10 protein-coding genes are annotated in these 14,277 nt (G+C 36.4%); 4 read left to right on the top strand and 6 right to left on the bottom strand.

The window, feature by feature from the left end:
* Positions 1 to 150: 150 nt before the first annotated feature.
* The 6 genes from RAH34_RS20760 to RAH34_RS20735 all read right to left on the bottom strand — a co-directional run bounded on the left by RAH34_RS20760 (position 151) and on the right by RAH34_RS20735 (position 8,277).
* A complete protein-coding gene (locus RAH34_RS20760) occupies positions 151 to 339 on the bottom strand; it encodes an Arc family DNA binding domain-containing protein (RefSeq protein WP_114822133.1) in 189 nt (62 codons plus the stop codon).
* A gap of 83 nt (positions 340 to 422) precedes the next feature.
* Positions 423 to 1,289, bottom strand: a complete 867-nt coding sequence (locus RAH34_RS20755) for an SPFH domain-containing protein (protein ID WP_079241549.1) — start codon at positions 1,287 to 1,289, stop codon at positions 423 to 425.
* Between the two features lie 614 nt (positions 1,290 to 1,903).
* Positions 1,904 to 5,173, bottom strand: a complete 3,270-nt coding sequence (gene ccsA, locus RAH34_RS20750) for a cytochrome c biogenesis protein CcsA (RefSeq protein WP_306597378.1) — start codon at positions 5,171 to 5,173, stop codon at positions 1,904 to 1,906.
* 245 nt (positions 5,174 to 5,418) lie between these two features.
* The gene (locus RAH34_RS20745) at positions 5,419 to 6,603 is read right to left on the bottom strand and encodes a M50 family metallopeptidase (protein WP_306597377.1); all 1,185 of its coding nucleotides are present in this window, start codon (positions 6,601 to 6,603) and stop codon (positions 5,419 to 5,421) included.
* Between the two features lie 90 nt (positions 6,604 to 6,693).
* A complete protein-coding gene (locus tag RAH34_RS20740; protein WP_306597376.1) occupies positions 6,694 to 7,275 on the bottom strand; it encodes a Crp/Fnr family transcriptional regulator in 582 nt (193 codons plus the stop codon).
* Between the two features lie 366 nt (positions 7,276 to 7,641).
* Positions 7,642 to 8,277 (bottom strand): cysteine hydrolase family protein, encoded by a 636-nt coding sequence (locus RAH34_RS20735; protein ID WP_306597375.1) that lies wholly within the window; start codon positions 8,275 to 8,277, stop codon positions 7,642 to 7,644.
* A gap of 362 nt (positions 8,278 to 8,639) precedes the next feature.
* Between RAH34_RS20735 and RAH34_RS20730 the strand changes: the two genes are divergently transcribed.
* From RAH34_RS20730 to RAH34_RS20715, 4 genes are all read left to right on the top strand, one after another.
* A complete protein-coding gene (locus RAH34_RS20730) occupies positions 8,640 to 11,219 on the top strand; it encodes a DNA translocase FtsK (protein WP_306597374.1) in 2,580 nt (859 codons plus the stop codon).
* 64 nt (positions 11,220 to 11,283) lie between these two features.
* Entirely contained in the window at positions 11,284 to 11,931 is a 648-nt protein-coding gene (locus RAH34_RS20725; RefSeq protein WP_047431065.1) for an outer membrane lipoprotein carrier protein LolA, read from the top strand.
* A gap of 110 nt (positions 11,932 to 12,041) precedes the next feature.
* Positions 12,042 to 13,499: an LptF/LptG family permease gene (locus RAH34_RS20720; RefSeq protein ID WP_114822139.1), complete on the top strand. Its 1,458-nt coding sequence runs from the start codon at positions 12,042 to 12,044 to the stop codon at positions 13,497 to 13,499.
* Between the two features lie 126 nt (positions 13,500 to 13,625).
* The gene (locus tag RAH34_RS20715) at positions 13,626 to 14,270 is read left to right on the top strand and encodes a hypothetical protein (protein WP_306597373.1); all 645 of its coding nucleotides are present in this window, start codon (positions 13,626 to 13,628) and stop codon (positions 14,268 to 14,270) included.
* Positions 14,271 to 14,277 lie beyond the last annotated feature (7 nt).

The raw sequence follows: 14,277 nt of genomic DNA, 5'->3' as shown, positions 1-14,277 counted from the left end.
GTTAACCAAATTGTTATTTCTTTATTGAAAGGCTAAAAAAGAAGGCTTTTTTTATATTTTCCGTAATGTAAAAAAGAAAAAAAAATAACTGATTCTTCTAATTCTACTCCCGAAAAATATGATTTTCCTTCTTCAATTGATCCTTTTAACCTACTCTGTCTTCTTTCTCCCCGCATTCACCAGGCTCTGATGCAGCAGGTATTCTATCTGTCCGTTCACACTTCTGAATTCATCATTGGCCCACTTTTCAAGAAGTTTATAAGTAGACTCATCTATCCTTATCACAAAGGATTTTTTGCCTTTGCTTTCCGAAGAGTTCTGAGCTTTTTCTGATTTCATTTTCTAAATTCTCTAACATTATTTCTGACTGTTTTAGTGTAAAAGCTATCTGCACTAAAATCTATTTATTAATTGTTCACTTCTTAATTATAAAGTGTTCCCGCATTTAATATAGGAGTTGCTGCTTTTTCACCGCAAAGAACCACCATTAAATTGCTTACCATTGCCGCTTTTCTTTCATCATCAAGATCTACGATATTTTCTTCAGAAAGCTTTTTCAAAGCAAGGTCTACCATTCCTACAGCTCCTTCCACAATCTTGGTTCTTGCAGCAACAATAGCTGTTGCCTGCTGTCTCTGAAGCATTGCTCCCGCAATTTCTGAAGCATAAGCCAGGTGCGAAATCCTTGCCTCCTGAATCACGATTCCAGCCTTTGAAAGACGATCTGTAAGTTCCTGTTCCAAGATAGAATTGATTTTATCTCCTCCTTCTCTCAATGTAATCGGAGCATGGTCATCTTCTAAATTATCATAAGGAAAGCTCATCGCCAAATGTCTTACGGCCGCTTCACTCTGCATTTTTACAAAGTCTGAATAACGCTCCACATCAAAGGCTGCTTTATAAGTATCTCCTACTTTCCATACAATTACAACTGCAATTTCAATAGGGTTACCCATTTTATCATTTACCTTCAAAGTCTGACCTTGCAGGTTTTCGGAACGTAAAGAAATTTTTTGTGATGAATATAAAGGATTGATAAAGAATAATCCGTTCTCTTTTACACTTCCCACATATTTTCCAAAGAAGTTTAATACCCTCGAATGGTTAGGCTGAATAATCATTAACCCTTTTAAGAAAAAGCACGAAAGAAGAAAACAAAGCATAGAGATAACCACATAGGCTATACTTTGATCTACTCCACTCACAAAGAAGTATACTGCTGCAACAAACAAGGCCAGGCAAATGACCAATGTAAGATAACCCGACATGGGTTTTAATGTTTTTTCCATGATTGAATTTTAATTTGATATTATTATGATATCATAAAGATGGTAATAAATTTTGAATTATGAATGATAAATTTTGATTTTTTTGAGGGGCGGGGTGCGGGGTGCGGGATATAGGATTCGGGTATTTTAGCTAACGCAAAGTTCGCGAGGTTGATTTATTAGGATGTATTTTATTTTTGTTCGCAAAGCCACTTCGTTTAGCTAAGATCACTATTACTTTGCTGAGTGAAACGCCTTTGCGCACAATATTTTATCATCCCAAAATCATTGCGAACCTTAGCGTTAAAAAAACAAGTTCTTTACATTTTACAAAACTTCCAGCTTAACTGAAACCTTTTCTTCTTTTGCTGAGTGAAACGCCCTTGCGCACTATATTTTATCATCCCAAAATCATTGCGAACCTTAGCGTTAAAAAAAGTACAAGTTCTTTACTTTCAGCTTAACTAAAACATCTTCTTCTCTTGCTGAATGAAATGCCTTTGCGAACGATGACTCATCATAATAGACATCATTGCGAACGTAGCGTTAAAATAACTCGTCCCAAATCCGGCAAAAATAGGAATAAAAAAATCCCAGAAAGTGAATTCCGGGATTTAATTTATAGTTTCAGTATTTTATTTCTTCGTTAAAGCTTTAAACTTTATGTAAGAAACAACAGATAAAAGAATCATTGTTCCTATTCCGATGTATACCCAAGCTGGTACTGGTACAGGATCACCTGCTGCGTACGAGTGAAGTCCGCTCAGGTAATAGTTTACTCCGAAATAAGTCATTACCATTGAGCAGAATGCAAACATGGTTGCTACGTGGAATGCCCATCTGCTTCTCAATCCAGGTACTAATCTCATGTGCAGTACAAATGCATATACCATGATAGAGATGAATGCCCATGTTTCTTTCGGGTCCCAGCTCCAGTATCTTCCCCACGATTCGTTGGCCCAGATTCCTCCTAAGAAGTTTCCTACTGTTAAAGCAAACAATCCTATCGTTAATGACATTTCAGAAACAATTACCAATTCTTTCAATGTCGTATCGTGGTGAATTTTATATGTTTCTTTATTGGAGATAATATAGAATACCAATGAGATCACCGCAATAATCATCGAGAGCGCGAAGAATCCGTAACTTGAGGTAATAATGGCTACGTGAACAATCAGCCAGTAAGACTTCAATACCGGCACAAGCGGTGTAATCTGCGGATCAAGAGCAGAACCTCCATGCGCGAATCCCATCATAATCACGGCTACCATAAATCCGGCTGCAGGAATCAATGCATTGGCATTTCTGTACAAGATCAAACCTGCTGTAATACCAACCCAGGAGATAAAAATAATCGCTTCATATCCGTTACTCCAAGGTGCGTGTCCTGAGATATACCATCTTGCCACAAGTCCTAAGAAATGACACAGATATCCAATTAAACCAATCGCAATGATTACTTTAATTATTTTGTTTAATTTTTGATTTGATTTGAATAATTCAACAAAACCTAATATCAGAAGAAGACCACCGATAAGCGTATAGAAGATTAACAATTTGAAGTTAATATCTACTTTATTCATGAATACTTCAAGATCTACTTTGGATTTAGCAGGAACAACTGCTTTACCCCATTTCTGCTGATAGTCTGAAAGCTTTTTCAATTCTGCATCTGCTTTGCTCCAGTCACCGGTTTTTTGTGCGGTAAGCGCTTCTGCAAAGTAAGGTCCCATTACCTGCTGAGATTCCATATCCGGTTCGAATTTCTGGTCTAACCATGAATGCCATGTATGGTTGGCATCATTTTTCACAGGAACAATTCTCATAAACTGACCGCTGAAGAACTCATTGAAGATCTGTACTCTTTCGTTTACAGCAATTACTTCTTTATCGTAGTTCGTTTGTTCAGCCGGTTTCTTACGGAATGCGGTGTTGTAATCATGCTCAAGAATATAAGTAAGATTACCGTTTGCATCTGCAGGGAAAAGGTTCATCAGAGAAGTATAACCATCTTCATCTGCTTTTGTTTTATTCTTCAGTTCATCACCTCCTTTAGTCCCTACTTTAATAATCGGAACCATTGTCCAGCTTGGAGTATCTGTATTGATAGAAAGGAACCATTGGTTGGCTGTAAGAGATTTTCCGTCTGTTCCTTTAAATTCGTCTTTCTTGTATAATTTTCTTAAAATATCGATTGCCTCTGTATTGATAGGAACAATTCTTCCTTCAAAGTTCTGAACCAAAAGATATCCGAATTTATCAGCATGTTCTTTGCTGATTTTGTTTCTTGCAATGATTTCGTCAGGAGAAATAGATCTCATTTTCCCCATTGGCGTTGCCAGAGAATTCTGCTTTGGAGCAGCACCGTCAAGCGGCTGGGCAGACGGAGCCGGAGCATGAGAATGGTTATCTCCTTCCACATGAATATGTTCTCTGCTTCCGTCAGTTGTTCCATGAGTTTCGATTTTTTGTGCATTTAAACCTAAACTTAAGAACAATAAAAGTATACCTGCTGCTTTCTTTTTATTCACGTCAGCCAGCATTTTATTTAATTTCCAGAAATGAGTTCCTTTCCAGAAGAAAATGACAAACATTCCAAGGAATAAAAGTCCGTATCCGATATAAGAAATCAATGTTCCCCAGTAATCGTGGTTTACAGAAAGAACGGTTCCCATTCTGTCCGGATCAAAACTCGACTGGAAGAAACGATATCCTTTATGGTTAAGAACGTGGTTCATATAGATTTTATAGGGAGTTTCTTTACCTTCATCAATGATTTTCACATGGCTTTCGTAAGCACTTGGAGATGAACTTCCAGGATACGTTTCCATCACGAAATCATCCAGTTTCAATGCGAAAGGTGTGTTGTATACTTTAGGTCCGAAACCTACCATGATATTTAAACCATCCATCGTCACCTGCTTGTAAGCATTCGGGTTTCCTTTTTCAACCGAAAGGTCTACAATTTGTTTTGTTTTTGGTCCCTGAAGCTCAATCTGAAGCATATCAGGAACATTGGCATCTTTCTTTCTGTCCCCTTCAATAGCCATCAGTCTTCCTTTTTTAAGACCTTCAGGTACTACCAGCTTCAGTTCGTTAATGGTATATAAACTTCTCAATGCCAAAGGTTGGAATTCATCTTTCACTGTAGTTCCTGTTGCCTGTGTAGCCATGGTCATATAGCTTGCATCTACAGGAGTTTTGATGAATAATTTTCCGCCTTCATTTTTAAATTCAACAGCTCCTTCAATCGCTCTGTTGAATGTCACCAAAGTACCGTTGATGGATTTTGTTTCTCCCGGTTTGATGTAAATATTTTGTCTTCCGGTGTTTCCGGTTGAAACCAAATGAAGATACTCTGCCCCGTTTGGCTCAGCGATAAGGCTGTCTTTTTTCCTTTGGATGTATTCCTTGGCAAACACTTTCACTTCTTTTCCGTGGAAGTCATAAGTTGCTTTCAAATCTTTGTGTAACGGAGACATCAGATAAGGAACATCCTGATAATTCAGCACATCACCCTTTTCTTCGATCTGAATTTTAAAGAAATTTTTATCGGTTACAATTTCGTTGGATGTTTCACCTTCTCTGATGTGCATTTGTCCTTCGAAACTGATGTATCTGGTGATAGCACCACCGATAAAGATAAAAACAAAGGCAAGGTGGAAAACAAGAACCGGCCACTTATCTTTTTTCCACAGTCTGTATCTTCCGATATTTCCTATGAAATTGAGAATCAGTAAGACCATGATCAGTTCGAACCATTTAGCCTCATAAATTAATGCTTTTGCTGTAGGAGTTCCGTAGTCGTTTTCTAAGAACGTTGCATAAGCCATCGCGAATGCGTACACCAGCAACAATACAGCCATTGTCCTGGTTGAGATAAGAATATCTTGGAGCTTCTTCATGATTTATTGTACTTGACATGCAAAAATAAGCATGATAAACCACAAAGAGCTTAAAAAAAGCTGTTTTTTATCACTTTGGCCTCGGTTTTGCCTATTTTGAAACATTCTTAATAAGCCTGCAAAACATTAAGAAAAATTCAATTTTTAAAAATGTGAAAATTCGGATTCATATTACCTATCCGGATGATCGAGACACTCTATTTTCCTCCTGCTATTTTTACCGCAATTAATTGATATAAAACCCATTATAATTCCAACCTGTAACCGGCCTCCATTTTTAATTTTATTTCGGCTATTAATTCATCAATCCCACAGAATGATTCATCCATTTCTTTCGCTTTTAAAAACATATTCAGTGCATCCTGGTACTCCATTTTTCTCATATGATAAATTCCCCAGTTTTTATATGCATCGGCATTTTGAGCATCAAGCTTTAATGAATCTTCAATATCCCTGAGTCCTTCTTCATAGAGGTCTACATTAATCTTTGCGAGTCCGCGGTTATTATAAGCATATGAAAATTTTTTATCCACTGAAATGGCTTTGGTTAATAAAGGGATAGAGTCTTCATATTTTTCAAGAAGAATTAATGTATAGCCTTTATTATTTAAAGCAAATTTATTGTTAGGATTCATTTTCAAAGCTTTATCATAATATTCAAGAGATTCTTCCAATGTTCCTGTTTCAGTAAATGTTAATGCAAAATTCGTCCAGTCATCTGCAGTCATAGAAGGATTATTTTCTTTGAATTGAACAGCGATTTCTTTTGCTTTTTCATAATTCTTACTGTTAATATGGGATACTATTGCCATCCGATAGATATTGAGGTCTTTTGATTCCTGTAATAAACTATCAAAAATGGATGCAGCTTCAGGATATTTCTTCTCATGAAATTTATATACTCCTTCTGTATATTCTTCAGGGAGCTTTCTCTGCCGGATAAGATTAATGATAGTTCTTCCATCATTAAATATCGATCTTCCATCACTCATGCGAATAGTTTTCTGGCTCGGAAAAATATTGATCAAAAAATCAATTGCTGACGAAACCATTAATACGATGAAAAACAATGTAAGAAACTGAGTATTTGCAATGATAAAATAAGAGAGTAACGCTAATAATAAAGAGGCAGCCGGCCCTCCAAACACATATAAAATATGCTTATTGACCGAAAATCTTTTTTCTTCAGATTCACACAGCCCTCTTCCCCACTTAAGAGGATTTTTAAATATATAAAAAGAAAAATCTTTGAAATAGACAGGAAAACTGTTATCCTTATCTCCATAAGAACCAATAAAGACATGTACTTTTTTTCTTGTTATAAGCCATACGGTAACAGCATGTCCCATTTCATGAAAAAAAACCGTTAAAGGCCTGATCAATGCTAAAAAGACGAAAATAAAAATTCCTGGGACACCAAATAATTCCATTAAAAAAAGTCTTCAATCAGTTATTAATTATCATTCTTTGTCATATCGAATACAATTTCTGAAATGACAAAAAAACCTGTGGCAATATACCTATTTTTCCAATGATATTTTCTTCCTGATTTTACTTAAAAACTCATGGGTAATTCCCAGATAAGAAGCAGCCTGCTGTTGGGTAATCCTCTGTTCCAATCCAGGATACTTTTCCAGGAATTCACGATAGCGTTTGTCTGCTGTTTTACCCGTTAAGGAAAGAATTCTTCTCTGCAGTGCCACCGAAGATTTCTGGTTCATGATTCTGAAAAGCTTTTCTATCTGTGGCATTGTTTTATACAGACCTTCTTTATCTTTTTTAGAAATCATCAATACTTCACTGTCTTCCAGGGCTTCAATATTCAGAATACTGGGAACGGTATTGATAAGGCTGTCAATATCCGTAATCCACCAGCCTTCAACAGCAAAATATAAGGTTTGCTCAAATCCGCTTTCATTGAGATAGTAGACTTTAAAACAACCACTCAGAACAAACCCTTCGAAGAGACAATACTCTCCTTCTTTAAGCACAACCTCTTTCTTTTTAACCGCTTTGAGTTCAAAAGGTTTTATAAACTGTTGAAAATCCTCTTCTGAAAGGTTGACGTATTGACTGATATTTCTAAAAAGTAAATCGGACATAGGATTCTTTAAGCAAAATAAAGATATCAAAATTATTGACACCTTTATTGAATTAAGTTATGTTAAGTTATTGTTGTTCCTAAGCAATAGAACTTCAGTTTTTGTTGGGTAAACGCTAAGACGCAAAGATTTATCATACATATTGTTTATTTTAAGACGCAAGAAAATCGAAGATTTTCAGCAAGATGTGTTTTAAATGTTATCGGAGATAATCTTTGTGACCTTAAAATAAACATAATATAGCCTAAGCCTTTTGCGTCTTTGCGTTTTTACTGTTTTTATTCTCTCGCAGATTGAGCTGATTCTGCAGATGATTGCATAGAAGCATATCTTAAAAATCTTTGTGTCTGCATGTCCAGAATAACATTATTTTAAAAATTCATTGGTACTTATTACACGGGCATAGAGATTTCCAAGAGCAGATATCCCCGCCAGAAAAGACTTTTGTACATCTGCTGCTTTTACCACCTCCCCATTCAGTTCACGATTTCTGGTTGCTGTGGCATCTCCGATAATGGTATTGGTAAAACCGAAGTCAAAAGCAGCTCTGGTGGTAGTATCTACACAAACATCCGTCATCATTCCAGTAATCACCAGATTTTTAATGTTCTTTGACTGAAGATAACCTAGAAGATCCGTCTCTCTGAAGCTGTTGGGAAAATGCTTAACGATAACTTTTTCATCTTCCCTTGGTAAAACCAGATGATTGATTTTAGCGCCTTCAGTATCCGGAAGGAAAAACGTTGCGCCTTCGTTGGTAGAAATATGCTGGATATGAATGACAGGAAGATTATTTTTCCTGAAATATTCCAAAATATTCCTTGCGTTTTCGGCAGCTTGTTCAGCTTTTTCAAGGGTCATTTTTCCTCCCGGGAAATAATCATTTTGTACATCAATAATGATTAATGCTGTGTGTTCCATTTTTTGTTTTTGTGCGTTCATTGTAAGCATTGAAATTACGATCAGACCTAAGGTCAGAAAGGTTGTGAATGTATTGTTCATGTTTAAATTTTATAGGCCAAAATTACAGAGGCTTCAGGTCCTGGCCTTTGAACTAGTTCAAAAAACAGTATTGAGATCCAATACTTTCTAATATTGTTAATTTTTTCAATCTTCATCTATTTAAATCGAAAATTTTATTATCTTTTTAAAGAAAAACTATTGATAAACAGTTAATATAATTTAACGGTATCAGATTTGGATAAACAAAAAAAATACCCTTATTTTATTCTGTCATACAGGAAAATATTTTTAAAGTAAAAATTTTAAATAACCTTTATAAAAGCGGGATTACCCAAATATTTTTTGGGTAAAAAAGATTCATTTAGTGTTGAATAAAACATTAAATTTGCGACATTGATATTATGGATAAAAAGACACAAAAAAAACCGACTGAATCGCCTGAGAAAGGCAGAATTTTATCTAAGCCACGTATTTTTTTCGGGCTTACTTTTATACTTTTATCGGCTGTTCTTGCATTCTCATTCGTCTCTTATCTGATGAACTGGAAAGCAGATCAAAGCCAGGCAGGAACCATGCTGGACAAAAGCATAAAATCTTCCAATATCTTTGGTAAGGTAGGTGACTGGCTTGGGAATATTTTCATTTTTGAAAGTATTGGTATTGCCTCATTCATCATCGCATTTTTACTGCTTGTGGTAGGGACACTGATTCTTAAGAAAAAAATATTCAAACCGTGGAAAACGATTGGCCACTCTTTATTTTTTATCTGCTGGCTTCCTATTTTTATGGGAGCACTTACTAAAGGGCAAGGTGTTTTAGGAGGTGTCTATGGATATCAGATTATGGATTACCTTAATTCCATTATCGGAGCAGTAGGTCTGTGGACTGTATTAGCTGCGAGTATTCTGCTCTATTTTATTCTTGAATTCAATCTCCGTCCAAGTTCTATCAAGGCGAAACTGGATAAGATCAATGAAAATACGATTGGAAAAGTAAAATCTATGATGCCGGACTCTAACGATGATTTCGAAGCGGATGAAGAATTGAGAGAAGAAGCAGAGGAAGCGGAAGAAGAAACCGCCTCCAGAGTTACGGTGAGTGATGTTGCCAACAAGCCCGTTACAAATCCTGTCAATACAATGAAAGAACCAGAGCCAGTAAACCCTCCGAAAGGATTCCCTGAAGTTCCGGTTTCAAACGAGATAGAAACTATTACTACACCCAACCACACTTCTTTTGATGCAGAACCTAAGGAGGTTTCTCAACCCGTAAGTTTAAATCTTTCTACGAAACCAATTGTTCCGGTTTCAAGCCCGGAGGAAGCATTTGACATCAGACCTTCTACTCCATCTCCGGCAATAACCACTGCTCCGGCACAGGAAAATATTAAATTCAATGTAGAGGTTGCTCAGGTGGTTGATGTTTTGGATGATTCTGATAAAAAGTCTCAGGAACTGGTAGAAAAACATGGATTGTATGATCACAAGCTTGATCTGGCCAACTTCCAGATGCCGCCTGTTGACCTGCTGAAAGATTATGGAAATGAAGAAATTTCTATCAATAAAGAAGAATTAGAGGAAAATAAAAATAAGATTGTCGGACTCCTTAAGAATTTCAACGTTGGAATCGCAGAGATTAAAGCTACAATCGGGCCTACAGTTACTTTGTATGAAATTGTTCCTGAAGCAGGAATCCGTGTTGCAGCGATTAAAAAACTGCAGGATGATATTGCGCTGAACCTTTCCGCGCTAGGAATCAGAATTATTGCGCCAATGCCAGGAAAAGGAACCATTGGTATTGAAGTACCAAGAAAAAATCCTACGATGGTTTCTATGCGTTCTGTCATTGCTTCTCAGAAATTCCAGAATACGGATATGGATCTTCCGGTAGTTTTCGGAAAGACTATTTCCAATGAAATCTTCATGGCTGACCTTTCGAAAATGCCTCACTTATTGATGGCAGGAGCAACAGGTCAGGGTAAGTCTGTTGGTATTAACGCTATCCTTACTTCCCTTCTTTACAAAAAACACCCAAGCGAACTGAAGTTCGTGATGGTAGACCCTAAAAAAGTAGAACTTTCTTTATATTCAAAAATTGAAAGACATTATCTGGCAAAATTACCGGATGCAGAAGAAGCTATCATTACGGATACCAATAAAGTAATCAATACGCTGAACTCTCTTTGTATTGAAATGGATACCCGATATGATCTTCTTAAAAATGCTTTCTGTAAAAACTTAAAAGAATACAACAAGAAGTTTACGGAAAGAAAATTAAATCCTGAAAACGGACACCGTTATTTACCTTATATCGTATTGGTAGTAGATGAGTTCGCTGATTTGATTATGACGGCAGGAAAAGAGGTTGAATTACCTATTGCGAGACTTGCACAACTTGCCAGAGCCGTAGGAATCCACCTTATTGTAGCTACACAGAGACCATCCGTAAATGTAATTACAGGGATGATTAAAGCCAACTTCCCTGCAAGAGCTGCCTTCAGAGTAATTTCCAGTGTAGATTCCAGAACGATTCTGGACTCTCCGGGAGCGGATCAGCTGATCGGTAAAGGAGATATGCTTTATTTCAATGGAAACGAGATTTTAAGACTTCAGTGTGCTTTCGTAGATACTCCGGAAGTGGAAAGACTGGCAGAGTTTATCGGGGAACAAAAAGGATATGCTTCAGCATTGTTGCTTCCTGAATATGTTTCAGAAGACTCAACAAGTACTGTAGGTGCTTTTGACCCGAACGAAAAAGATGCTTTATTTGAAGAAGCTGCAAGAATTATTGTTTCCACGCAACAGGGATCTACCTCAATGCTTCAGAGACAATTGAAGCTGGGCTATAACAGAGCCGGAAGAATTATGGATCAGCTGGAAGCAAGTGGTATTGTGGGAGGCTTTAACGGAGCCAAAGCAAGAGAGGTTCTGATCAGTGACCTTCATTCTTTGGAACAGTTTTTGGAAGATCTGCGTAGTTAAAGGAAAAACGAATAGTTTTAACCTTAAGAATTAAAGAAAATCTAATGATTATTAAATTAAGAAAATGAAAAATATTATTTCAAAAGTTATATTGGGAAGTTTTGTTGTAGGTGCAGTAGGTATGGCCAACGCTCAGAAGATTGATGCGAAAGCTAAAAAGATATTGGATGATATTACAGCCAACTACAATTCTAAAAAGAATTCTTACTTCAAATTTTCTTTTGGAAGCGGTCTTAACGGACAGGTGACAAAAACAGAACCTGGTATTTATTACGTAGCAGGAGAGAAATACAAACTGAAGATCATGGATACCGAGCAGATCTTTGATGGTAATAAAATTTACAACATCAATGCTGATGATATGGAAGTAACCATTGCTAAACCGAACGGAAGCAGCACCATGTTCTCCCCTATCAACTACCTTACCACCTATAGAAACGATTATAATGTAACTTACAATGGTAAGAAAGTGGTAAACGGCGTGAATGCTGACTTTATTAAACTGACTCCGGTAAAAGCGAACGGAATAAAATACGTATACCTTTTTGTAGATTCAGCGAAAAAGCAAATGGTAAAACTGGAACAGCATGGAAACAACAAAGATGTTGCTGTAATTGCTATTAAAGAGTATAAAGAAAACCAGGAGCTGGATCCCAATATGTTTGTTTTTGACAAAAATAAGTTTAAAAACTACATCGTTACAGAACTTTAAAAAGCTGAAAGTGAATTCACAACTAAGTAAATTTACTTTTAAAGCTAAAAAAATAACAAAATATAAAAAGCCACAAGTAAACTTTGTGGCTTTTTGATTAATTTTGGCGCATGTTAAAAATACTAGACCGATATATCATAAAAACCTTCTTTGGACCGTTTTTCTTTATATTCAGCGTATTGTTTTTCATTTTTATTGTAAACATTATCTGGGTACAGTTGGGACAGTTTATGGGAAAAGGATTGAGCTACTGGCAAATCCTTAAACTTCTTTTTTATCTTGGGGTAAACGTCATCAGTATGGTGCTCCCGCTTACGATCCTTCTGGCGAGTATTATGTCGTTCGGTGAATTTGGAGAACGTTACGAACTTGCAGCGATGAAAGCCGCAGGGATTCCTTTAACGCGAGTAATGACTCCATTGCTTGGAATTTCCACGGCACTTGCTATCATGTTGTTTTTCTTTTCCAACAATATTATTCCGGATTTTCAGAAGAAAGCCAAGAACATGCTTTTCAATATTGCCCAAACGAAACCGGCTATCAACTTTACTCCGGGACAGTTTATTGATCAGATTCCAGGTTATATGGTAAAATTTGATAAAATTTATGGGGAAAACGGAGAAAATATTGAAGGCGTTTTTGTTCATAAAAAAGCCAATGCTTACGAAAACCAGCAATCTGTAGTGGCTGAAAAAGGGAAATTTGTTCCGGCAGCCAATAAAAACTTTCTAAAGCTTGTTCTGTATAACGGATATGTATTTGAAGATGCTTTTGCCGGAAAAGGTGATAATGTAAGGCTAAAACAACCTGACCAGGCGATTAAGTTTGATACATTGGTATCTCACTTTGACATCAGTGAAATCATTAATAAAGCCATCGAAAAAGAACAGATTACCGATGACTACCGTTTCCAGACCTACAATCAGCTTGACGGAACGATTACAAAAACCAAAAAAGACAATAAGCAGTTCTTTGATAATATAGGATCCGAGGTTCTTAACCAGACCAACTCTGTGATTACCTACATGGATAAAGGGAATAAACATAAAGTAGCGCCGAAAACCCAGATCAAACTGGACACCGTAAAAGGGGATAAAAAACTGGAAATCATTTATAATTCCTATAACAGGCTTGACAACCTGAAATCTACTTTGGAATCTAAAAAGAATGAATACAGTTCTAACGTAAAATACTTCAGTAAAGTCGTTATTTACCAGCAGAGAATTGTTGCGTATTCTGTAACATGTATCATCTTCTTCCTGATCGGAGCGAGTTTAGGGTCTATCATCAGAAAAGGAGGAATGGGACTTCCGGTAATCATCGCTATCGTTATTTTCATCATCTTTTATGTAATGAATGTTGGGGTAGAAAACATGTCTTGGAGCGGAAAAATGAATCCTTATCTGGCAGCTTGGCTTCCTAACCTGATCCTTCTTCCTTTTGGAGTCTGGATGACTTATAAAGCCCTTACAGATTCACAACTGTTTGATGCAGAAAAATACAAAGCATTGTTCAAACCCATCACCAAAAGATTTACAAAAAGTAAAGAACATCAGAGATATCAATAATTCTGATTGTAAAAATAAGATTAAAAGCTTCGGAGAAATTCCGGAGCTTTTTTTATACGATTCTATATCAATAATTCATGCTGTTAATTTTTTTGTACTTTTATCAGCCACCAAACAAATTATCATATGAAAATCCTATTTCTGACAGCAGGCGTGATTCTTATGGCTTCCTGTAAAAATGAAAAAGAGAAAACGTCCTATAAAGAATCTGTTTCCAGGGATACCTTTGTAATGCAAAAGGATTCTGTACACACCAACCTTGCACAGGATCCTATTGATCAGATCAAAAAACAATATGCTGTCCTTCAGACTCAGTTGGAAACTAAAAAGCTGGGTTCTTCAAAATTCAATTACGATTGTAATGATGAACCTTCAGGAGAAGTAATTTTTTATTCTGACAAGGATGAAATTAAAGTAATAGAGCATTTTTATGCAGAACACAGTCATTTTTCGGCATCTGAAAAATATTTTATAAAAGACGGGAAACCATTTTTTATTTTCAGACAGGAGACGGTATGGAATTTTGATGGCGGCACACCCGAAAAACCAGTGACAAAAGATGATATTACAGAAACCCGTATCTACCTTCAGAATAATCAGCCGCTGAAATGTCTTGAAAAGAAATACAGCATAAAATCTGACCAGAAAGAAAAAACAGCTCCGGATACGATTCCGGGAAAAGAAATCAGGTGTAATGTGGATGAAATCTTTAAGAGCTACCAATCTCTATTAAAACATAAAGACCAGAAAGGCTCAATACAATGTTTATAAAAACAAA

Source organism: Chryseobacterium sp. WLY505 (genome assembly GCF_030846215.1).
Taxonomy (GTDB): Bacteria; Bacteroidota; Bacteroidia; order Flavobacteriales; family Weeksellaceae; genus Chryseobacterium.
This window is presented reverse-complemented; position numbering and strand designations above follow the sequence as displayed.

What these genes read in the sequence shown, in the direction of transcription:
- RAH34_RS20760 (WP_114822133.1), bottom strand. Translation starts at nt 339, where the DNA reads ATGAAATCAGAAAAAGCTCAGAACTCTTCGGAAAGCAAAGGCAAAAAA.
- RAH34_RS20755 (WP_079241549.1), bottom strand. Translation starts at nt 1,289, where the DNA reads ATGGAAAAAACATTAAAACCCATGTCGGGTTATCTTACATTGGTCATT.
- ccsA (WP_306597378.1), bottom strand. Translation starts at nt 5,173, where the DNA reads ATGAAGAAGCTCCAAGATATTCTTATCTCAACCAGGACAATGGCTGTA.
- RAH34_RS20745 (WP_306597377.1), bottom strand. Translation starts at nt 6,603, where the DNA reads ATGGAATTATTTGGTGTCCCAGGAATTTTTATTTTCGTCTTTTTAGCA.
- RAH34_RS20740 (WP_306597376.1), bottom strand. Translation starts at nt 7,275, where the DNA reads ATGTCCGATTTACTTTTTAGAAATATCAGTCAATACGTCAACCTTTCA.
- RAH34_RS20735 (WP_306597375.1), bottom strand. Translation starts at nt 8,277, where the DNA reads ATGAACAATACATTCACAACCTTTCTGACCTTAGGTCTGATCGTAATT.
- RAH34_RS20730 (WP_306597374.1), top strand. Translation starts at nt 8,640, where the DNA reads ATGGATAAAAAGACACAAAAAAAACCGACTGAATCGCCTGAGAAAGGC.
- RAH34_RS20725 (WP_047431065.1), top strand. Translation starts at nt 11,284, where the DNA reads ATGAAAAATATTATTTCAAAAGTTATATTGGGAAGTTTTGTTGTAGGT.
- RAH34_RS20720 (WP_114822139.1), top strand. Translation starts at nt 12,042, where the DNA reads ATGTTAAAAATACTAGACCGATATATCATAAAAACCTTCTTTGGACCG.
- RAH34_RS20715 (WP_306597373.1), top strand. Translation starts at nt 13,626, where the DNA reads ATGAAAATCCTATTTCTGACAGCAGGCGTGATTCTTATGGCTTCCTGT.